The organism is Streptomyces sp. NPDC046203 (genome assembly GCF_040646255.1).
In the GTDB taxonomy this organism is placed as follows: Bacteria; Actinomycetota; Actinomycetes; order Streptomycetales; family Streptomycetaceae; genus Streptomyces.
This window is the reverse complement of sequence record NZ_JBEYZX010000010.1, coordinates 105,156-125,863: the sequence shown is the minus strand read 5'-3', so window position 1 is coordinate 125,863 and position 20,708 is coordinate 105,156. Positions and strand designations below refer to the sequence as shown.

Sequence of the window (20,708 nt, the reverse complement as noted above, 5' to 3'; positions counted from 1 at the left end):
GTCAGATCCTCTCACCGGGAGCGGATGGGCCCGTGGGCCCGTCGGTCGTCCCGTCACCGGAAGCGGCGCGCTCACGAAGGGTGTTGAGCAGCGCGGCCGCCGTCCCGGCGTCCGGCACCGTCACGGCGAACTCGCGGCCGCTCGGCCGCCGTATGGCCAGCGCTTCGCGGCCGCGCAGCACGAGGCCCGTGCCGTGCGGACGGACCCGGTAGCCCCAACCCCCGTAGTCCGCCACGGGGTTGATGTCACGGACGGTCACCGCGGTGATCTCGGAGAGCGGGACACGGATCCGGGGCCGGGGGAGCACGGAGGAGACGACCGTCAGGCCGCGCCGGTCGACCGTCACCCGGACCCGGGCCAGGGCGAGCCCGGGCACACCGATGACCGGGCCCAGCAGGCCGAGCAGGGCGGACGGCCAGGGAACGAGGACGAGGGCGCCGAGCCCGGCGACGATGAAGGCGATCGCGAGCACGCTCAGGAAGGGGGAGGCGACGCCGCGCGACCAGCCCGCGATCTCGCCCGTGCCCAGGTCGATCCGGTCCGCCGCCGAGTCGTCTGCGGACCCGGCGGCCGGGTCCTTGGGGACGAGGCGGGTCAGGCCGAGGCCCACGAGCGCGGCGAGAGCGCCGGCGGCGCTGCCGAGGCCGACCAGGGCGAACGGGAAGTCGGCCCCGGCCGCGTCGGCGATGTCGAGGTTGCCCCGGAGGAGCAGCGGGGCCAGCGTGCCGGTGAACCCGGCCGTGGCCCAGGCGCCCCAGAGCGAGAAGCGCCGGACCCACAGCACCCAGCCGGCGCCGAACGCGAGCAGCACGACCGTGCTGCCGACGGCGTAGGCGCCGAGTCCGGTGAATCCGTCGGGGCGGCCGTCGGCCCCGGAGAAGTGGGTGGCCAGCGGGTCCGGCAGACGGTCGTACCAGGTGGCGAGGAGTGACAGATAGACGGCGAGCACGAGCGCGAACGGCGCGGCGGCGAGCACGCGGAGACGGTTCACAAGACCCTCCCTCGGTTCTAGTTGTTAGCACTCTACTAGAACAATGAGGTGTTGTGCGGGTGGGTTTTCCCCTTGTGGGGGAGCAGGGGTGGGCGTACGGTGAGGATGTGATGAGACGAGACGTCTCGTCACACGCCTCGCGCATCTCATGCGTCCCATGCGCCGCACGTCCCTGTCGCCCAGCCCCGGAGGCCGCCCTGTTCCGCGTCCAACTCACCGATGTCACCCAGTGCTACGACGACCGGTACGTCCACGGCCGGCTCGTCCTCGACCGGGTCTCCCTCTCCCTCCACGCGGGCGAACGTGTCGGCGTCGTCGGGGACAACGGAGCCGGAAAGTCCACCCTGTTGCGGCTGCTCGCGGGCCGCGAGACACCCGTCCATGGCACCGTCACCGTCGAGTCCCCCGGCGGACTCGGCTACCTCCCGCAGACCTTGGAGCTGCCCGGCGCCACCGACCCCGGCACCGCCACCGTCGGTGACGCCATCGACCACGCGCTCGGTGAGATAAGGGAGTGGGAGGCGCGCATCCGGGCGGCGGAGGCCGCTCTCGCCGCAGCCGGAGACGCCGTCACGGCCGAGGATCTCGACGCGTACGCCGCCCTGACCTCCGTCTACGAGGCACGCGGCGGCGCGGACGCCGACCGGCGGGTCGACACCGTGCTGCGCCGGCTCGGCGCCCGCGAACCCCTCGACCGCGCCCGCCCGCTCGCCGCCCTCTCCGGCGGCCTGCGCTCCCGGCTCGCCCTCGCCGCGACCCTCGCCGCCGATCCCGAACTGCTCCTCCTCGACGAGCCGACCAACGATCTCGACGACGAGGCCGTGGCCTGGCTGGAGGACCGGCTGCGCGGACACCGGGGCACGGTCGTCGCCGTCACCCACGACCGCGCCTTCCTCGACCGGGTCACCACCGCGATCCTGGAAGTCGACCACGAGACCCGCACGGTGCGCCGGTACGGCAACGGCTACCCGGGCTATCTCGCGGGCCGCGCCGCCGACCGGGCACGGCGGGAGCGGGAGTACGAGGAGTGGCGGGCCGAACGGGAACGGGGAGCCGCACTCGCCGAACGCGACGCCGGACGTCTCGCCGCCATCCCCCGCAAGGGACCGCGCGGCTTCAGCGGCGCCGGCGCGTTCCGGGCCCGGTCGCGGACCCATGGGGTGATGAGCCGGATCCGTACCGCCCGCACCCGACTGCGCGTCCTCGACGAGCACCCGGTGCCCCGGCCCCCGGACCCCCTGCGCTTCACCGCCCGCTTCGACACGCCGGCCGCGGCCGCATCACCTACAACTACTGTCGACCTCAAGGGAGTTAGGGTCGACGGGCGGCTGAGCGTCGACACGCTTCACCTCGAACCCGGTGAACGACTCCTCGTCACCGGACCCAATGGGGCAGGAAAATCAACCCTGTTGGCGCTCCTGGCAGGAGCACTCGTCCCGGACGCCGGAACCGTGACCGGCCCAGGACCCGAACGGGTCGGACTGCTCCCTCAGGACACGGCCGGGGCCGCCGACCCGCGCCCGCTGGCGGTCGCCTTCGGCGCGGGACGGGAGGAGGAACTTCTCGCGCTCGGTCTGTTCGCCGCCCGCGACCTCGCCGTCCCGGTCCGCCTGCTGTCCGCCGGGCAGCGCCGCAAACTGGCGCTGGCCCGTCTGGTGACCCGGCCCGTCGAGCTGCTCCTTCTCGACGAACCGACCAACCACCTGGCCCCGGGCCTGGTGGAGGAGATGGACGCGGCACTCGCCGGCTACCCGGGGACGCTCGTGGTGGTCAGCCACGACCGGCGGCTGCGAGCGGGATTCCGGGGCCGCCGTCTGGGCCTCACTCCGGCTCCCGCCGTGCTCACTCCGACTTCGTGACCGGCTCGTACTGCTTGGGCGATGCCTTGGACCCCGGCCCGCCCTGCGGCGCGCGCCGGGGTTCGTCCGTATCCCCCTCCTTGCCCAGGCCCGGGCGAGCGGCCCGGGAATCGTCGGCCCGGGCCGGCTCCTCGGACGCGGAAGGCGAGGGAGCGGCCGAGGGGGCCGAGGAGGCCGAGGGGGCGGCCGAGGAGGGTCCCGGGGAGTCGGTCGCGGCAGGTGCCGAGGCGGGGGAGGAGGAGGCCGAGGAGTCCGGCTTCGACTCCGGCTTCGCCCCGTCCGCGCCGCCGCCCGGACTCGAACAGGCCCCCAGGACCAGTGTCAGCCCCAGCACCACCATGGTCGTCGTCGCCGTCACCGCGCCTCGGGCACGCATGCCCACCACCCCACCCCTGTCGTCCGCACGCCGTTCGTGCGGCGGGGATCGTAACCCGGTGGCCGGACCGGCCCTGCCAGTCGCCCCCGTCAGTCGTCCTCGCCGTCCTCCGGGCCGGCCTCCAGGTCGCCCTCCGTCTCCAGGAACACCTGCCGCAGCGCCGCCAGCGTCCCCGGGTCCGGCTTCTCCCACATCCCGCGCGACTCCGCCTCCAGCAGCCGCTCCGCGATCCCGTGCAGCGCCCAGGGGTTGGCCTCCTTCAAGAAGGTCTGGTTCTCCGGGTCGAGCACATACTCCTGGGTGAGCTTGTCGTACATCCAGTCGGCGACCACGCCCGTCGTCGCGTCGTACCCGAAGAGGTAGTCGACGGTCGCCGCCAGCTCGAAGGCGCCCTTGTAGCCGTGCCGCCGCATCGCCGCGATCCAGCGCGGGTTGACGACCCGGGCGCGGAAGACCCGCGAGGTCTCCTCGACGAGGGTGCGGGTGCGGACGGTCTCCGGGCGGGTGGAGTCGCCGATGTACGCCTCCGGGGCCGTGCCGCGCAGCGCGCGCACGGTCGCCACCATGCCGCCGTGGTACTGGAAGTAGTCGTCGGAGTCGGCGATGTCGTGCTCGCGCGTGTCCGTGTTCTTCGCGGCGACCGCGATCCGCCGGTACGCCGTCTCCATCTCGGCGCGCGCCGGGCGGCCTTCGAGCCCGCGCCCGTACGCGTAGCCGCCCCACACCGTGTACACCTCGGCGAGATCGGCGTCCGTGCGCCAGTCGCGGGAGTCGATGAGCTGGAGCAGCCCCGCGCCGTACGTACCGGGCCGGGAGCCGAAGATACGGGTGGTGGCGCGCCGTTCGTCGCCGTGCTCGGCGAGGTCGGCCTGGGCGTGAGCGCGGACGTGGTTGTCCTCGGCGGACTCCTCCGCGAGCCCCGCGACCAGCCGGACGGCGTCGTCGAGCAGCCCGATGACGTGCGGGAACGCGTCACGGAAGAAGCCGGAGATGCGCAGGGTCACATCGATCCGGGGTCGGCCGAGCTCGGCGAGCGGGATCGGCTCCAGTCCGCGTACGCGGCGCGAGGCGTCGTCCCACAGCGGCCGGACGCCGAGCAGCGCCAGCGCCTCGGCGACGTCGTCGCCCGCCGTGCGCATCGCGCTCGTCCCCCACAGGGACAGGCCGACGGAGGTGGGCCAGCCGCCGTTGTCCTCGCGGTAGCGGGCGAGCAGGGAGTCGGCGAGGGCCTGGCCGGTCTCCCAGGCGAGCCGGGACGGCACGGCCTTGGGGTCGACGGAGTAGAAGTTACGGCCGGTCGGCAGCACGTTGACCAGGCCGCGCAGCGGCGAGCCGGAGGGCCCGGCGGGCACGAAGCCGCCGTTCAACGCGTGGACGGAGTGGGCGAGTTCGTCGGTGGTGGCGGCGAGCCGGGGCACGACTTGCTCACAGGCGAAACGCAGTACCGCCGTCACCTGCTCCAGGCGCCCCTCTCGTTCCTCCTCCATCAACTGGCCGTCGTCCAGGCCGAGTCGGGCCGCGTCCTCGATCGCGCCCTCGATCGCGTCCACCGACCAGCCGGCCGCCTCCATGGCCTCGACCACCCGCCGGGCCCGCTCTTCGATGGCGTCGGTGCGGGTCCGGTCGGTCGCCGACTCGTCCAGGCCGAGCGCCTCGCGCAGTCCGGGCAGGGCCTGCGTACCGCCCCAGATCTGGCGGGCCCGCAGAATGGACAGCACCAGGTTGACCCGCTCCGGCCCGGCCGGCGCCCCGCCGAGGACGTGCAGTCCGTCGCGGATCTGCGCGTCCTTCACCTCGCACAGCCAGCCGTCGACGTGCAACAGGAAGTCGTCGAAGCCGTCGTCGTCCGGGCGGTCGGCGAGGCCCAGGTCGTGGTCGAGCTTCGCGGCCTGGATCAGCGTCCAGATCTGGGCCCGGATCGCGGGCAGCTTCGCCGGGTCCATGCTGCTGATCTGGGCGTACTCGTCGAGGAGTTGCTCAAGCCGGGCGATGTCGCCGTAGCTGTCGGCGCGGGCCATCGGCGGCACGAGATGGTCCACGAGGGTGGCGTGCGCACGGCGCTTGGCCTGCGTCCCCTCGCCGGGGTCGTTGACGAGGAACGGGTAGACGAGCGGCAGATCGCCGAGCGCCGCGTCCGGCCCGCAGGCGGCGGACAGGCCCGCGTTCTTGCCGGGCAGCCACTCCAGGTTGCCGTGCTTGCCGAGGTGGATCATCGCGTCGGCGCCGAAGCCGCCGTCGTCGGCGCGCGCCGCGATCCAGCGGTAGGCGGCGAGATAGTGGTGCGAGGGCGGCAGATCCGGGTCGTGATAGATCGCGATCGGGTTCTCGCCGAAGCCGCGCGGCGGCTGGATGAGGACCAGCAGATTCCCGCGCCGCAGCGCGGCGAGCACGATGTCGCCGTCGGGGTCGCCACCCTGGGCCGCCCGGGACCGGTCCAGGAACATCGCGCCGGGCGCCGGGCCCCAGTGCTCCTCGACCCCGGCGCGCAGCTCGGCGGGCAGCGCCGCGTACCAGCGCCGGTAGTCGGCGGCCGGGATCCGCACCGGGTTCGCGGCCAACTGCTCCTCGGTCAGCCAGTCCTGGTCGTGGCCGCCCGCGTCGATCAGCGCGCGGATCAGCTCGTCGCCGTCGCCGGAGATCAGACCCGGGATGTTCTCGGCGGGCCCGAAGTCGTACCCCTCGGCGATCAGCCGGCGCAGCAGCGCGACGGCCGAGGCGGGGGTGTCGAGGCCGACCGCGTTGCCGATCCGGGAGTGCTTGGTCGGGTACGCGGAGAGAACCAGGGCCACCCTCTTCTCCGCGTTCGGGATGTGCCGCAGCCGGGCGTGCCGGACGGCGATCCCCGCGACCCGGGCGGCGCGTTCGGCGTCCGCCACGTACGCGGGCAGACCGTCCTCGTCGATCTCCTTGAAGGAGAACGGGACGGTGATCAGCCGGCCGTCGAACTCCGGGACGGCGACCTGGCTCGCTGCGTCCAGCGGCGACAGACCCTCGTCGTTCTCCGCCCAGGACGCCCGGGAGCCGGTCAGGCACAGCGCCTGGAGGACCGGTACGTCGAGCGCGGCGAGCGCGCCCGCGTCCCACGCCTCCTCGTCCCCGCCGGCCTGCGCCTCGGCGGGCCGGGTGCCGCCCGCCGCGAGGACCGTGGTGACGATCGCGTCGACGTCGCCGAGCGCCGCGAGGAGTTCGGGCTCGGGGGCGCGCAGGGAGGCCACGTACAGCGGGACCGCCCGGCCGCCCGCGTCCTCGATCGCGTCGCAAAGAGCGCCGACGAAGGCGGTGTTGCCGCTCATGTGGTGGGCGCGGTAGTAGAGCACCGCGATGGCGGGGGCTGTGCCGACCAGCTCGGGCAGGGGTGTGCGGGGGGTGCGGTCGAGGGGGCCCCAGGCGGGCGCCGGGGCCGGGGCCTCGAAGCCGTGGCCGGTGAGCAGGACCGTGTCGGAGAGGAACCGGGCCAGTTGGGCGAGGTTGCCGGGGCCGCCGTGCGCGAGATACGCGTGGGCCTCGGTGGCGACGCCGATCGGGACCGTGGACGCGGCCATGAGCTGGGCGTCCGGGGCCTGTTCGCCGCTGAGCACGACCACCGGGAGGCCGCTGGCGAGGACCGTGTCCAGGCCCTCCTGCCAGGAGCGCACCCCGCCGAGGAGGCGGACGACGACCAGCGTGGCGCCGTCGAGGAGCGCCGGGAGGTCGGCGAGCGGGAGGCGGGAGGGGTTGGCGAAGCGGTACGTCAGGGGGGTGGCCGAGGTGTCGGCGGCGGCGGTTTCGGTGGTGGCGGTGGCCGGGGTGGTGGGTTCCGTGGCGGTGGCCGGGTCGGGGCCGGCGGCCGGGGTGGCGGCGGACGGGGACGCGGGCGCGGCGGGCGCGGCGGCGTTCGCCGCACGGGCGCTGAGCAGGTCGGTGTCGGAATGCGACAGCAGAACGAGCATGGCGAGGCTCGGCCCTTCCTCGGGGTATCCGCGCCCCGGGTGGTCGTTGGATGGCGGGAGTTCCTGACTCACCGGACACCCGAGGCTCGGGGCCGGCTCACAGTGGCGGGACCGCGCCGGAATCTCACCGGGCTTCCTCCCCGGGGTCCTGGGACCCCATGCCGGTCTGCATCCTAGAACGAGTGGTCGGCGGAGCGGGAGGGGCGGTCCGTCACCCCCGGTTGCCGGGCCATCGCGCATAGGTATGCTCGCCGCCATGCCGCCCACTCCCGACACCTCGCCCGAACCGGGCGAACCTCCCATACGGGACCGTGGCGACGCGTGCCCCGGGGCGCTCCGGTTGCATGCCGCCGCCGATGGTTCCCTCGCCCGACTGCGCTTGCCCGCAGGCAAGTTGACGCAAGATCAGATCGAGCTGTTGGCTTCCGTTTCCGAGTCCCTCGGGGACGGCGCCGTCAGCATCACCTCGCGCGGCAACGTGGAGCTGCGCGGCCTGTCGGACGGCTCGGCGACCACCCTCGCCGACCGCCTCGGACGCGGCGGACTGCTCCCCTCGCCGACCCACGAACGGGTCCGCAACATCGTCGCCTCACCGGCCGCCGGACTCGACGGAACCGGCCGTGCCGACGTGCACGCCTGGGCCCGTGAACTGGACGGACTGCTGTGCGCGGAGCCCCGCGCGGCCGCCCTCTCGGGACGTTTCCTGTTCGTCCTGGACGACGGACGCGGCGATGTCGCCGGGCTCGGCGGCGATGTGACCTTGATCGCAGAACCGGGCGGCGCGTCCGCCCTGCTCCGGGTCGGCGGCCAGGTGCGGCGGATCGCCGCCGGCCACGCGCCCCGGGTCGCGCTCGCCGCCGCCCTCGCCTTCCTCGACGCCGCCGAGACGGCCGGTACCGGGGCGTGGCGGGTCGGCGAGTTGCCGGCCGGGGCGGCCGAGGCCGTCGACCTGAGCGGTACGGGCGGGCAGCCCGTACCCGTACCGCCCCCGCTGCCCTCCGGTCCCCCGCCCGCACCCGGCCCGCTCGGCCCGCGCGCCGTGTCCGTCCTCGCCCCCCTCGGGCGGCTGACCGCCGCGCAGTTGCGGGCGCTGCTGCCCGCGGCGGAGGTACGGCTGACGCCGTGGCGCGGGGCCGTCGTTGTGACGCGGGAGCAGGGGGCGGAGCCCGCTCCCGAGCGCACGCCCGAACTGCTCGCGCGCCTCGACCACCTCGCCTCGGCCGGCCTGATCACCCGCCCCGACGCCCCCGGCGCCGGAGTCACCGCCTGCACCGGTCTGCCCGGCTGCGCCAAGTCCCTGGCGGACGTACGGGCGGACGCCGCCCGCGCCCTCGCCGTACCCGCCGGCGCGCTGCCCGTGCACGTCGCCGGCTGCGCCCGGCGCTGCGGTCACCCGCACGGCACCTGGGTCGACGTCCTCGCGACCGGGGCTGGGACTGAGGCCGGGGCCCGGGCCGAGACCGGGACCGCGACCACCGAGGGCGGCGCGTACCTGGTGGACGGCGCCCCCACCCCCCGTACCGCCCTGCCCGGCGCGGTCGCCACCGCGCGTACCGCCCCACCCGCCCCCACCGCCCGCGCGGCTTCCCCGACCCCCACGAGATGAGCGAGAGCCCCACGATGTTCGAGTACGAGAAGGACGGCGCGGAGATCTACCGCCGTTCCTTCGCCACGATCCGGTCCGAGGCCGAGGCGGATCTCGCGGGCCTGCCCGACGACGTCGCCACGGTCGCCGTCCGGATGATCCACGCCTGCGGCATGACCGACCTTGTCCGGGACATCGCCCACTCGCCCGGCGTTGTCGCCGCCGCGCGCGCCGCGCTGCGCGCCGGGGCGCCCATCCTGTGCGACGCGCGGATGGTCGCCAGCGGTGTCACCCGCAAGCGGCTGCCCGCCGACAACGACGTGCTGTGCATGCTCTCCGACCCGTCCGTGCCCGCGCTCGCCGCCGAGCTGGGCACCACGCGTTCGGCCGCCGCCCTGGAGCTGTGGCGCGACAAGTTGGCGGGTTCGGTCGTCGCCGTCGGCAACGCGCCCACCGCCCTCTTCCATCTCCTGGAGATGGTCGCGAACGGCGCCGGGAAGCCCGCCGCCGTCCTCGGCATCCCGGTCGGTTTCATCGGCGCCGCCGAGTCCAAGGACGCGCTCGCCGCCAACGAACTCGGCCTCGAATACCTGGTGGTGCGGGGCCGGCGCGGCGGCAGCGCCATGACTGCCGCAGCCCTCAACGCCCTCGCGCACGAAGCGGAGATCCAGGCATGAGCACCACTCCCGCCGACATCCCTGACGCCCCCGCCACTCCCGGCAAGCTGTACGGGGTCGGGCTCGGCCCCGGCGACCCCGACCTGATGACGGTCGCGGCGGTCCGCGCGATCGCGGAGGCCGACGTGGTCGCGTACCACTCGGCCCGGCACGGCCGTTCCATCGCCCGCTCCATCGCGGCCCCGCACCTGCGGCCCGAGCAGGTCGAGGAACAGCTGGTGTACCCGCTCACCGTGGAGAGCACCGACCACCCCGGCGGCTACCGGGGCGCGCTCGACGACTTCTACGAGGAGGCCGCCGCCCGGCTCGCCGCGCACCTCGACGCGGGCCGCACGGTCGCCGTCCTCGCCGAGGGCGACCCGCTGTTCTACGGTTCGTACCAGCACATGCACAAGCGGCTCGCGCACCGCTACGACACCACCGTCATCCCCGGCGTCACCTCCGTGAGCGCCGCCGCCGCCCGGCTCGGCGAGCCGCTGTGCGAGGCCGAGGAGACCCTGACGATCGTCCCCGGCACCCTGTCGGAGGACGAGCTGACCGCGCGGCTCGCGGGCGCCGACTCGGCCGTCGTGATGAAGCTCGGCCGCACCTTCCCCACCGTGCGCCGCGCCCTGAAGCGGGCCGGGCGACTGGACGAAGCCCGTTATGTGGAACGGGCGTTCATGGCGGGCGAGCGCACCGGGCGGCTCGCGGACGTCGACCCGTCGACCGTCCCGTACTTCTCCGTCGCCGTCCTGCCGTCCCGGATCGACGAGCGGCCGGCCGTACGGGAGCACGGCGAGGTCGTGGTCGTCGGCACCGGTCCGGCGGGCGCGCCCTGGCTGACCCCCGAGTCGCGCGGCGCGCTCGTCCAGGCGGACGACCTCGTCGGCTACACCACCTATCTCGACCGCGTCCCGGTGCTGCGACCCGGCCAGCGGCGGCACGGCTCCGACAACAAGGTCGAGTCCGAACGCGCCGAGTTCGCCCTTGACTTGGCCCGGCGCGGCCGGCGGGTCGCCGTCGTCTCCGGCGGCGATCCGGGCGTCTTCGCGATGGCGACGGCGGTCCTGGAGGTCGCGGCGGAGGAACGGTACGCCTCCGTCCCCGTACGGGTTCTCCCGGGCGTCACCGCCGCCAACGCCGCCGCTGCCGCCGCGGGCGCGCCCCTCGGCCACGACTACGCGACGATCTCCCTCTCCGACCGCCTCAAGTCCTGGGACGTCATCGCCGGCCGACTGCGCGCCGCCGCCGAGGCCGATCTGGTCCTCGCCCTCTACAACCCGGGCTCCCGGAGCCGTACCCACCAGGTGGCCGCGGCCCGCGAACTGCTCCTGGAGGTGCGCTCGCCCGACACCCCGGTGGTCGTCGCGCGGGACGTCGGCGGGCCGGAGCAGTCGGTGCGCGTGCTGACCCTGAAGACCCTGGACCCCGCCGAGGTCGACATGCGCACTCTTCTCCTCATCGGATCGTCCCGGACGCGGGTCACCGAGTGCGCGGACGGGCGGACGCTGACGTGGACGCCGCGGCGGTACTGAGGGGCGGGGCGGTACTGAGGGGCGGGGCGTAGGGGGAGGGTCGGTCGTACGGGGGCGGGGCGGGGGCCGAGGCCACGCGGGTCCGGCCCCTGCCCGGCCCCCACCCAGGCAATGCGCGAGCAATGCCCGGGTAAATAAATCGCCCCGAACAGGTGATCACGGCAGGTAGAGTCGTACGGCTTGGTCGCACAGCCGTACGAAGGGCCCCACCCCGACGGCCGCCGCGCACCAGGCGCCACCACCCCCACGCCCCTCCTGTCCGTTCGTCTCCTCCACGGTCCCGGAAAGGGCTCGTACGCCTGTGAACACCCCCATCCGGACGAGGATCCCGGCCGCCCTGGCCGGCCTCGCCACCCTTGTCTCCGCCACCGGCATCGTCACCGCCGCCGGCGCACCCGCCGCCGCGGCGACGGTGACCTGCAACTCCCCCGTGTGGAAGGTGCAGTTCTTCGCCAACACGAAGTTCAGCGGCACCCCGAAGAAGACCGCCTGCGACGCGGCGATCTCGGAGAACTACGGCTATGGCCACCCGTCCGGGGTGAGCCTGCCCAACGACAACTTCTCGGTCCGCTGGTCGCTGACCCGCGACTTCGGCTCCGGCGGCCCCTTCACCTTCGCCGCCGAGACGCAGGACGGCATCCGGGTCTACCTGGACGGCTCGCGCAAGATCGACCTGTGGAAGGACGTCTCCTCCACCAAGAAGAAGTCGGTCAACGTCACCGTCCCGAAGGGCAAGCACACCCTGCGCGTCGACTTCGTGGCGTGGAAGGGCAAGGCGAACGTGAAGTTCGCCTACACCCCCCGCACCACCGCCTCCGTCGACAAGGTGAAGCCGCTCGCCCCGGCCAAGCCGGGCGTCTCCTACAACGGCTCCACGAACACCTCGACGGTGTCGTGGACGGCCAACAAGGAGATGGACCTGGCCGGTTACCGGGTCTACCGGCGTCCGTCGCCCGGCACGACGTGGACGAAGGTCAGCGGTGCGAGCCTGGTCACCAAGACCGGCTTCGCCGACAAGTCCGCGCCGCGGACCGGCGCGAAGTTCGGCTACGAGGTCCGTGCCGTCGACAAGGCGGGCAACGAGTCCGCTGGTTCGACCGACGTCTACGTCACGACGGTCGACAAGACCGCCCCGGCCGCCCCGGCCAAGCCGGTCGTCTTTTACGACGGGTCCTTGAACAGCGTGACGCTGTGGTGGACGGCCAACAAGGAGTCGGACCTGGCCGGTTACCGGGTCTACCGGCGTCCGTCGCCCGGCACGACGTGGACGAAGGTCAGCGGCGCGAGCCTGGTCACCAAGACCACCTTCACCGACACCTCCGCACCGGCCACCGGCGAGGAGGTCGCCTACGAGGTCCGTGCCGTCGACAAGGCGGGCAACGAGTCCGCCGGTTCGACCGACGTGTACGTCACGACCGCCGACAAGACCGGCCCGGCCGCCCCGGGCGGGGTGACCGTGAGCCAGGACGCCTGGATGGCCACCGTGAGCTGGGGCCCGGTCAAGGACGCGGTCCGCTACGAGGTGTCGGCGGCCCCGGACGCGGCCGGCCCGTACAGCGTGATCGCGAGGACGACGGACACGACGGTCCTCGTGGAATCCCGCGAGAACACCCCGCGCTTCTACCGGGTGCAGGGCTTCGACCAGGTCGGCAACCCGTCCGCGTACTCCGCCGTGTTCGCCAGTGACGGTGTCGACCGGATCGGGCCGAAGGACAGCCCCACCAACCCGAACGCCGTGGTCCGCCCGGGCACGACCGACGTGTACTGGTCGATGCCCGGCAGCTTCTTCTCGGACTGGGACAACGGCGGCTCGTACCGGCTGTACCGCTCGCCCGGCCGCACCTTCGACAAGTCGGCGCTCACCCGGGTGACCTGCGGCGAGGGCAGCGGCTTCTCGAACAACCGCGGAAACTGCAACGACCTGACCATGGACCAGGGCGCGTACTACACGTACGCCGTCGCGGCCGTGGACCCGCGCGGCAACGAGGGCCCGCTGTCGGCGCCGCTCACCGTCCGTACGGGCGACCGTGTCGCCCCCGCGCCGCTCACCGGCGTGACGGCCACCCCGCGCGCCGACGGCATCCTGCTGAGCTGGGACGCCTCCACCGCCGACGACCTCGACGACATCTCGCCCTACTGGGTGTGGACCGGCGTCCCGCAGGCGGATGGCACCGTCAAGTGGACCGGTTCGACCACCTGCGACTCCGTCGACGGCGCTCGGACCACGGTTCTGTGCAAGCGAGGGGTGCAGAGCGAGGAGAACCGCGTGTACGCGGTCGTCGCCAAGGACCGCTGGTCCAACAGGCTGCACCCGTCGGCCTCGGGCGTCATGATCGTGCCCGTCACCGATCCGTACGTCCGTCCCGCCCAGTAGGGAAACGAGGGAGGGAAAGCCGGGAGCGCGCCGGGCGCGGGTGGTCTACGCCGACCGCGTCCGACCCTCGCGCAGCTCCCGCACCCAGACGGCCGCCTCCTCCGGGGAGGCGGCCGTCGCCGTGTCCGGCGGCACCGGCGGGCGGCGGACGACGACGACCGGGATGCCCGCCTCGCGGGCGGCCGTGAGCTTGGGGGCGGTGGCGGCCCCGCCGCTGTCCTTCGTCACCAGGACGTCGACGCGGTGCCGGGCGAGGAGTTCGCGCTCGCCTTCCAGCGTGAACGGGCCCCGGTCCAGGAGGACTTCGGTACGGGCCGGCATCGCGCCCTCGGGCGCGTCGACCGAGCGGACCAGGAACCACTGCGGGCAGTCCGCGAAGGCCGCCAGGCCCATCCGGCCGGTGGTGAGGAAGACGCGCTCGCCGAGAGGGGCGTGAAGGGAGGGGCTGCCGGGGGCGGCGGGAGTGTCCGTACGGCCGTGTCCGCCGGGGCCGCCGGAACTGCCGGAGCCGCCAGGACCGCCGGAAGCGCCAAGATCACCCAGCAGCCGCGCCGCCCCCGCGAGCGAATCCACCTCGTGCCAGACGTCCCCGGCGCGCGGGACCCAGCCGGGGCGGCGGAGCGCGAGCAGGGGAACATGGGCGGTGGCGGCCGCTTCGGCCGCGTTGAAACTGATCCGCTCGGCGAAGGGATGGGTGGCGTCGATGACCGCGTCCACGGAGTGCTCCCGTATCCACGCGGCGAGCCCGGCCGGTCCGCCGAAGCCGCCGATCCGTACCTCACCGGCCGGCAGCCGAGGGGCGGCGACCCGCCCGGCGAGGGAACTGGTCACGCGCACCCCCGGGACCGCTGGGTGCGGCTCGCCCTCGTCGGGCGCGCCGGGCTCGTGGAGCAGACCGGCCAGGACACGGGCCTCGGTCGTCCCGCCGAGGACGAGTACGTGCATGGGGGTTCCTTCGTGAGCGGCGGCGGGCGGGCGGCCCAACTCAAGCACACCGGTCTGCGGCCCGGCTGGACGACCGGCGCCTGTGCGACGGCGGCGACGACCGCCGCGTACACCGCCCTGCTCTCCGGCGAGTTCCCGGACCCGGTGACGATCACCCTGCCCAAGGGCCAGACGCCCGCCTTCGCGCTTGCCGTGGAGGCGACGGGCACCGGCTTCGCGACGGCCGGGGTGATCAAGGACGCGGGCGACGACCCGGACGTCACGCACGGGGCGCTGATCCGCTCGACGGTAAGGGCGCTGCCGCCCGGCTCCGGGGTCGTGTTCCGGGCCGGGGAGGGGGTCGGCACCGTGACCCTGCCCGGGCTGCCGCTGGAGGTCGGCGAACCGGCGATCAACCCCGTCCCCCGGCAGCTGATGCGCGAGCACGTGACGGCGGTGGCCGCCGCCCACGGCCGCCGGTCCGCCGACGTCGAGATCACGATCTCCGTCGACGACGGTGCCGAGATCGCCCGTTCCACCTGGAACCCGCGCATCGGCATCCTCGGCGGCCTGTCCATCCTCGGGACGACCGGCGTCGTCGTGCCGTACTCCTGCTCGGCGTGGATCGACTCGATCCGGCGCGGGGTCGACGTGGCGCGCGCCGGCGGCATCACCCATGTCGCGGGCTGCACCGGTTCCACCTCGGAGCGGACCGTCACCGAGCTCTACGAGCTGCCGGAGATCGCGCTGCTCGACATGGGCGACTTCGCGGGCGCCGTCCTCAAGTACCTGCGCCGTCACCCGGTGGACCGGCTCACCGTCTGCGGCGGGTTCGCGAAGCTCTCCAAGCTGGCCGCCGGCCATCTCGACCTGCACTCGGCGCGTTCCCAGGTCGACAAGACCTTCCTCGCCGACCTGGCCCGCGCGGGAGGGGCGGACGGCGCGCTCGCCGCCGAGGTCGCCGCCGCCAACACCGGCCTGGCCGCGCTCCGGCTGTGCGAGGCCGCCGGCGTCCCCCTCGGCGACCTCGTCGCCGCCCGCGCCCGCGACGAGGCGCTGGCGGTGCTGCGCGGTGCGCCGGTCGCGGTGGACGTGGTGTGCGTCGACCGGGCGGGCGTGGTGGTCGGGCGGGCGGCGGCGCGAGGACCGAAGGACCCGTAGGGGGGAGCGTAGGGGGTCATAGGGGTCCGGTAGGGGTGAGGGTCGGGGGCGCCGCCGGGGCGTGCGCGTGCGTGCGTACGTGCGTGAGCATGCGTACGGGAGCCCGTACGGGGTGGGGGACCCGCGAGGGACTCGCAGGGGACCCGTAACGGCCCGGAAAACCAGGGGAATTCGCCCCTTCCGCCTTGCAGAATGCCGGGATGACCGACTTCTCGTACAAGCCCACCCTGACCGGCGAGCTCGTCACGTTGCGTCCCGTCACCGAGGACGACGTCCCCGCCTTCCTGCCGCTGTTCTCGGACCCGGAGATCACGCGGCTGACCGGCTCGCACGCCGACTTCACCGAGGCGGCGCTGCGGCAGTGGTACGCGACGCGCGGCGCGCGCCCCGACCGGCTCGACCTCGCGGTGGTCGAGCGGGCGAGCGGCCGGGTCGTCGGCGAGGCCGTCCTCAACGCGTGGGACCGGCCCAACGAGAGCTGTGGCTTCCGGATCTGCCTGGCCCCGGACGTGCTCGGCCGAGGTCTCGGTACGGAGGCGACCCGGCTGATCGTCGGCCACGCCCTGGAGAAGCTGGGCCTGTACCGGGTCTGGCTGGAGGTGTACGCGTTCAACCCGCGCGCCCGCCGCGCCTACGAGAAGGCCGGCTTCCGTGCGGAGGGGGTGCTGCGCGGGGCGCTGCTGTGGAAGGGGGAGCGGGTGGACGCCACGGTGATGTCGGTCATCGCGCCGGAGTGGCCGCCAACGGCCCTTTAGCGGCAGGGCATATGCCGAATGGCTGGGGTGACGGGACGGCATATGCCGGACTCTCGCCATCCAAGTGGCCTCATATCCCGCCCCCTTGCCCCGGCTGTCGCTCATCTCCCCTTTTCATTGCCGGAACCCGGCAATGACCTTCCGGAATCCGGATGGGAGGGTGGAGGGGCCAACCCCGATCCACAGGAGAGGTGTTCCATGCGTGTCACGCACGTCCTTCCCCGGTCCACCGCGGTACTGACCCTGCTCGCCGCGGCGCTGGCCCTGACAGGGTGCGCGGGTCAGGAGGAAGGACGGTCGGTGTCCGCCGACCCGACGACCGCCGGGACGTCGGGCGGCGCGATATCGGACGGCGGTACGTCCGGGGGCGGCTCCGCCGGCGGCCCGGGATCCGCGTCGTCGACGGAGCCGGACTCCATGATCACGTCCACCAACAGCCACATGATGCGCGAGTCCTGGCACGCCTCGGGCGACACCACCGCCTTCTCCGGCGCCAGGCAGGAGATGTGGTCGGACCCGGCCGACGGATTCCACATGCGGGTCACCGGCTCCCAGCCCGGCGACGTCTACTGCGACAAGGGCACCTCCTACACCAGCGCGCCGCTGTTCGCCGCCGCGCTGAACGAACGCGGCCAGTCCATCAAGGTCCCCGACTACCTCAAGGACCGGTACGTGTCCACCGTCCTGAACTCGGGCTGCGAGATCTACTACCTGATCCCCGAGTTCGTCCAGCGGGCCAAGGACAAGGACCGCACCGTGGGCGGCCAGGACGCGGAGGCCTACGAGGGCGGCAACGGCCAGACCCAGGACGTCTACTACATCGGGGGCCTGAACATCCTCCGCCTCGACTCGACGCGCGACGGCCGCACGAGCACGACCACGTACGACTCCTTCGGCAAGTCCTTCTCGATCACCATGCCGCCCGCGTCGAAGGTCATGACGGTCAGCGAATTCCGTACCGCTGTCAACGGCTGACCTGCGGTTTCGCGGATCCGATGGCCAGCGCGCCCACGGGTGATGCGGCGGCCCGGTTCCGGTCGCAGACTGGGGGAGGAGGGGGGCCGGGCAGCCGTGCGCGGTGAGTGACGCGGCGCACGGGGTCGCGAGAGGAGAGAGACCGTGGACTATCCACTGTTGAACGCCTTCTGGACCATCATGTGGATCTTCCTCTGGGTCCTGTGGTTCATGCTGCTCTTCCGGATCATCGGCGACATCATCCGCGACGACGATCTGAGCGGCTGGGCCAAGGCCGGATGGGCCGTGCTGGTCGTCCTGCTGCCGTTCCTCGGCTGCTTCGTCTACCTCCTGGTCCGCGGCAAGGGCATGGGCAAGCGCGAATTGCACCGGGCCCAGGCCAACGAGAAGGAGTTCCAGGAGTACATCCGGGCCGCCGCGACCCCGTCCGGGCCGTCCGGCGGCGGGCACGCCGACCAGCTGTCGAAGCTGGCCGAGCTGAAGGCACAGGGTCATCTCACGGACGAGGAGTACCAGCGGGCGAAGGAGAAGGTGCTCGCGAGCTGACGGGCGGAGCCGGGCCCGGGGCGGTCAGGTTCCCGTCCCCGGCCCTGGGCCCCGGTCAGGCAGGGGCGCCGGGACGGCGGGCGGGCCTTCGCGCATCCCGGGCCGCCGGGCCGAGGCGGCCCGGTGCCAGGCCCCGTACCGGTCGGCGAGGAAGTGGGCCGTCAGACCGTGCAGCAGGATGCTCAGGCCGATGGTCAGGGCGACCGCGCGGCCGATGAGGGCGGTGCCGGGTACGTGCTCCTCCACCACGAGGAGCCCGAAGACCACCGAGGCGAGCCCGCGCGGCCCGAACCACCCGGCGTACAGGACGGTGGGGAGGGCGAGACCGGTCCCGGCCAGGGAGAGCGCCACGGGCAGCATCCGGACCACGGTGAGACTCAGTACGGCGTAGACCACGATCCGCCAGTCGAGGTGCTGGAGCTGCGGACCGAGCAGGACGGCCCCGAAGACCAGGAAACTCAGCGCCGCGAGGAAGTCGCCGAGCCGCGCGGCGGGCCGGGCCGTGTCGTCACCGTCCTCGACCGGTCCCGATCCCGGTCCCGATTCCGGTCCCGATTCCGATTCTGGTCCCGTCCCCACCACCCCGCCGCTCGCCGCCGCCTTCACCACGGCCGCCCGCGCGCCCCGCCGCAGCGTGGTCCCGAGGGCGAACCCGGCCACCCAGGCCGCGATGAACCCGCTGCCGTCGATGACGGCCGCCAGCGCGTACGAGCCGGCGGCGACGGCCAGCACGAACACCTGGCGCCATTCCTCGGTGACCCAGCCCCTCGCGCGCGAGGCGGACAGCAGCCACCCGCCGGACCCGCCGATGGCCAGCCCCAGGGCCGTACTGAGGACGAGCGAACGCCAGAACGTGCCCGCGATCCCCTCCGCCGACGCCGCCGTCCCGGGGATCGCCGCGAGGAAGACCACGAAGAACGGCAGTACCAGTCCGTCGTTCAGACCGCTCTCGACCTTGAGTCCGTTCCGGACCAGCGGCGGGACCCCGGGACCGGCCACCGCCGACTCGCCAAGCGCCGCGTCCGTCGGGGCGAGGATCGCGGCGACCAGGGCGAGTTCCCACAGGGTCAGACCGGGCAGCAGGGGCCAGGCGAGCAGCCAGCCGGCCGCGAGGGTCAGGGGCAGGGCGAGCCCGAGCAGCCGGCCGGGCAGAAAGCCGCCGGCCCGCAGATCCCGGCGCCGTACGGACATCGCGTCGGTCAGCAGGACCAGCGTCAGGGTGCCCTCCACCAGGGTGAGGATCGCGCCCGCGTCGTGGTCCAGGCTGATCAGGCCGAGCCCGGCCGGGCCGATGGCCACGCCGAAGGCGGTGAACACCATCGGCGCCGACACGACGGTGGTCGCGAGGCGCCGGGACACCAGGGCGTACCCGGCCGTCACGGCGGCCACGGCCGCGACCGCCCACCCGCCGCCGGCGCTCATCGCCCCGCCGCGTCCGTCCGCATCGCTCACCTCACTCGCCCCCAGAGGAACACGCGCCACGCGGGCCCGCCATGCGGCCCCGCCACGCGCGCGGGCCGGTGCGCGTACCCGTGTGCCGCCCTCGCCGTCATCGCGCTGGGGGCGGGTGGGCGCGTGGCCTCCGAACGGCCCAGGCCGGGATGCCGTACGCCCGCGCATGGACGGAAATGGACATGACCCGGGCGGGAAATGCGGGCAGGCGCCCGGCCACGAACGAAGCACGAAGCACGAAGCACGAAGCACGGAGGACGGATGACGAGGACGCTGCGGAGTGTGTCGTCGGCGGTGCTGATCGTCCTCGCGTGCGTCCTGGTGCCCGTCAGCGTGCTCACGGTGTGGGTGCACGACATCGTCCTCGACACCGACCGTTACGTCGCCACGATGAAGCCGCTCGCCTCCGACCCGGCGATCGAGGCGGCGGCCCACGACCGGATCGTGCACGCGGTGGACGTACGGGTCGACGGCAAGCAGGTCACCGCCGAGATCGCGGCCTGGCTGCGGTCCCAGGGCCTGCCGCCGCGCGCGGCCGACGCGGTCAAGGGCCTCGCCCCGCAGCTGGACGCCGCCGTGAACGGGGCCGCCGACAAGGTGGCGACCCGGTTCGTGCGGAGCGACCGGTTCGAGAAGGTGTGGGTCACCGCCAACCGCGCCGCCCACACGGCCGTGGTGCACGCCCTGACCGGCAAGGGCCGAGGCGCGCTCGACGTCTCGCAGGGCACGGTCACCCTCGACCTCGGCGCCGCCGTGGACCAGGTCAAGAAGGACCTGGTGGACGCCGGACTGCAACCGGCGGCGAAGATCCCCGAGGTCAAGAAACAGCTGGTCCTGTTCCACTCCGACCAGCTGAAGAAGCTCCAGGGCGCCGCCCGCGCCCTCGACGCGCTGGGCAACTGGCTGCCCGTGCTCACCGTGCTGCTCGCCGCGGCGGGCGTCGTCCTCGCCCACCGGCGCCGACGCGCCCTGGCCCGTACGGCGCTGGGCGCCGCCTTCGCGTGTCTGGTCGTGGCCCTCGCCCTCGTCGTGGCCCGCCGCTACTACCTCGACCACCTCCCGCCCGAGGTCCATTCGAAGGCGGCCGCCGCGGCCGCCTTCGACGACCTGGTGCGCTTCCTGCGGGTCGCGCTGCGCACCGCGATCGTGCTCGGTGTGGTCCTCGCCCTCGGCGCCTATTTCGTGGGCCCCGGCCGTCTGGCGACCGCCACCCGTTCCGCCTCCGAACGCGCCGCCGACTCCGCGGCCGGCTGGTGGGGCGGCCACGGCGTCACCACCGGCCCCGCGGGCACCTGGACCCGGGACCACCGCCGTTGGCTGACCCTGGGCGTCGTCCTCGTCGTCGCTCTCGTCTTCGCCCTCTGGAACCACCCCACGGTCCTCACGGTGCTGCTCCTGGTCCTGATCCTCCTCGCGGCGCTCGCGATCATCGCCCTCCTCGCCGCCGACGGCCGCCGCGCCGCCCCGGCTCCGGCCCCGGCGCCCGCGCCGCCCCCGTCCTCGGAGGAGTGAGCGGGGCTCCACGGCTGGGTGGCTTGCCAACGGGCCAAGTCAGGAGGTTCCCGGGCCGGTTGCGGGGGCGTCGAG

At 73.8% G+C, this 20,708-nt stretch carries 15 protein-coding genes and 1 riboswitch; of the genes, 10 read left to right on the top strand and 5 right to left on the bottom strand.

Features of this window, described 5'->3' with window-relative positions:
• Position 1 precedes the first annotated feature (1 nt).
• Entirely contained in the window at positions 2–991 is a 990-nt protein-coding gene (locus tag ABZ990_RS11600) for a DUF1648 domain-containing protein (protein ID WP_361229000.1), read from the bottom strand.
• A gap of 197 nt (positions 992–1,188) precedes the next feature.
• Here ABZ990_RS11600 and ABZ990_RS11595 point away from each other — a divergent pair, with 197 nt between their 5' ends.
• Positions 1,189–2,850 carry an ATP-binding cassette domain-containing protein gene (locus ABZ990_RS11595; protein WP_361229164.1) on the top strand — a complete coding sequence of 554 codons (1,662 nt, stop codon included), beginning with the start codon at positions 1,189–1,191 and terminating at the stop codon, positions 2,848–2,850.
• Here the strand turns inward: ABZ990_RS11595 and ABZ990_RS11590 are convergent.
• Together ABZ990_RS11590 and cobN are read right to left on the bottom strand one after the other, a co-directional pair.
• The gene (locus tag ABZ990_RS11590) at positions 2,834–3,226 is read right to left on the bottom strand and encodes a hypothetical protein (RefSeq protein WP_361228997.1); all 393 of its coding nucleotides are present in this window, start codon (positions 3,224–3,226) and stop codon (positions 2,834–2,836) included. The genes ABZ990_RS11595 and ABZ990_RS11590 overlap by 17 nt on opposite strands.
• 89 nt (positions 3,227–3,315) lie before the next feature.
• Positions 3,316–7,155 (bottom strand): cobaltochelatase subunit CobN, encoded by a 3,840-nt coding sequence (gene cobN, locus ABZ990_RS11585; RefSeq protein ID WP_361228995.1) that lies wholly within the window; start codon positions 7,153–7,155, stop codon positions 3,316–3,318.
• A gap of 38 nt (positions 7,156–7,193) precedes the next feature.
• Positions 7,194–7,330: riboswitch (cobalamin riboswitch) on the bottom strand.
• A 69-nt stretch (positions 7,331–7,399) separates the two neighbouring features.
• Between cobN and ABZ990_RS11580 the strand changes: the two genes are divergently transcribed.
• The 4 genes from ABZ990_RS11580 to ABZ990_RS11565 all read left to right on the top strand — a co-directional run bounded on the left by ABZ990_RS11580 (position 7,400) and on the right by ABZ990_RS11565 (position 13,308).
• Complete coding sequence (locus tag ABZ990_RS11580; protein ID WP_361228992.1) at positions 7,400–8,761, top strand: cobalamin biosynthesis protein CobG; 1,362 nt, start codon at positions 7,400–7,402, stop codon at positions 8,759–8,761.
• Complete coding sequence (locus tag ABZ990_RS11575) at positions 8,758–9,417, top strand: precorrin-8X methylmutase (protein WP_361228989.1); 660 nt, start codon at positions 8,758–8,760, stop codon at positions 9,415–9,417. Before ABZ990_RS11580 ends, ABZ990_RS11575 begins: the two co-directional genes overlap by 4 nt.
• Positions 9,414–10,934 (top strand): precorrin-2 C(20)-methyltransferase, encoded by a 1,521-nt coding sequence (locus tag ABZ990_RS11570; RefSeq protein WP_361228986.1) that lies wholly within the window; start codon positions 9,414–9,416, stop codon positions 10,932–10,934. Before ABZ990_RS11575 ends, ABZ990_RS11570 begins: the two co-directional genes overlap by 4 nt.
• 301 nt (positions 10,935–11,235) lie before the next feature.
• Positions 11,236–13,308: a PA14 domain-containing protein gene (locus ABZ990_RS11565; RefSeq protein WP_361228983.1), complete on the top strand. Its 2,073-nt coding sequence runs from the start codon at positions 11,236–11,238 to the stop codon at positions 13,306–13,308.
• A gap of 45 nt (positions 13,309–13,353) precedes the next feature.
• On the opposite strand, the gene ABZ990_RS11560 is transcribed toward ABZ990_RS11565, so the two are convergent.
• The gene (locus tag ABZ990_RS11560; RefSeq protein ID WP_361228981.1) at positions 13,354–14,253 is read right to left on the bottom strand and encodes a cobalt-precorrin-6A reductase; all 900 of its coding nucleotides are present in this window, start codon (positions 14,251–14,253) and stop codon (positions 13,354–13,356) included.
• Between ABZ990_RS11560 and ABZ990_RS11555 the strand changes: the two genes are divergently transcribed.
• From ABZ990_RS11555 to ABZ990_RS11540, 4 genes are all read left to right on the top strand, one after another.
• Positions 14,248–15,393: a cobalt-precorrin-5B (C(1))-methyltransferase gene (locus ABZ990_RS11555; RefSeq protein WP_361228978.1), complete on the top strand. Its 1,146-nt coding sequence runs from the start codon at positions 14,248–14,250 to the stop codon at positions 15,391–15,393. The two genes, ABZ990_RS11560 and ABZ990_RS11555, sit on opposite strands and share 6 nt — an antisense overlap.
• Before the next feature lie 200 nt (positions 15,394–15,593).
• Entirely contained in the window at positions 15,594–16,148 is a 555-nt protein-coding gene (locus ABZ990_RS11550; protein WP_361228975.1) for a GNAT family protein, read from the top strand.
• A 198-nt stretch (positions 16,149–16,346) separates the two neighbouring features.
• The gene (locus ABZ990_RS11545; protein ID WP_361228973.1) at positions 16,347–17,123 is read left to right on the top strand and encodes a hypothetical protein; all 777 of its coding nucleotides are present in this window, start codon (positions 16,347–16,349) and stop codon (positions 17,121–17,123) included.
• Positions 17,124–17,303: 180 nt separating this feature from the next.
• Positions 17,304–17,669, top strand: a complete 366-nt coding sequence (locus ABZ990_RS11540; protein WP_361229161.1) for an SHOCT domain-containing protein — start codon at positions 17,304–17,306, stop codon at positions 17,667–17,669.
• Positions 17,670–17,693: 24 nt separating this feature from the next.
• Here the strand turns inward: ABZ990_RS11540 and ABZ990_RS11535 are convergent, their stop codons facing one another.
• The gene (locus ABZ990_RS11535; RefSeq protein ID WP_361228970.1) at positions 17,694–19,121 is read right to left on the bottom strand and encodes a cation:proton antiporter; all 1,428 of its coding nucleotides are present in this window, start codon (positions 19,119–19,121) and stop codon (positions 17,694–17,696) included.
• 261 nt (positions 19,122–19,382) lie between these two features.
• Between ABZ990_RS11535 and ABZ990_RS11530 the strand changes: the two genes are divergently transcribed.
• Positions 19,383–20,633, top strand: a complete 1,251-nt coding sequence (locus ABZ990_RS11530; protein WP_361228967.1) for a hypothetical protein — start codon at positions 19,383–19,385, stop codon at positions 20,631–20,633.
• Positions 20,634–20,708 lie beyond the last annotated feature (75 nt).